Origin of the sequence: Streptomyces sp. NRRL S-244 (assembly GCF_000717915.1) — a bacterium.
In the GTDB taxonomy this organism is placed as follows: domain Bacteria; phylum Actinomycetota; class Actinomycetes; order Streptomycetales; family Streptomycetaceae; genus Streptomyces.
This window is the reverse complement of record NZ_JOCX01000066.1, coordinates 1-497: the sequence shown is the minus strand read 5'-3', so window position 1 is coordinate 497 and position 497 is coordinate 1. Positions and strand designations below refer to the sequence as shown.

Here is a 497-nt window from a genome sequence, read left to right as displayed (position 1 = left end):
ACGGCGCGGGTACGACGGACGGTCGCCACCGCGGTCATCGCGACGGAAACCGCCACCAGAAGGCCGGTCACCACGGTCGTCACGACGGAAACCGCCGCCACCACCGGAGGGACGCTCACCACGGTCATCGCGGCGCGGGTAGGACGGACGGTCCTCGCGGCCGCGGAAGCCACCACCGGACGGACGGTCGCCACCGCGGTCGTCACGGCGGAAGCCGCCGCCACCGCCAGCGGGACGCTCACCGCGGTCGTCGCGGCGCGGGTAGGACGGGCGGTCCCCGCCACGGTCGTCACGACCGCCGCGGAATCCACCGCGGTCGTCATCGCGACGCGGGAAGGAGGGGCGGTCGCCGCCGCGGTCGTCGCGACGGAAGCCGCCGCCACCACCGGAGGGACGGTCACCGCGGTCGTCGCGGCGCGGGTAGGACGGGCGGTCCCCACCACGGTCGTCACGACCGCCGCGGAAACCACCGCGGTCGTCATCGCGACGCGGGTACG

The 497-nt window shown here is 75.9% G+C and carries 1 pseudogene; it reads left to right on the top strand.

Features of this window, described 5'->3' with window-relative positions:
• Positions 1-497, top strand: a pseudogene (locus IF02_RS36035) (hypothetical protein); the annotation flags it as partial.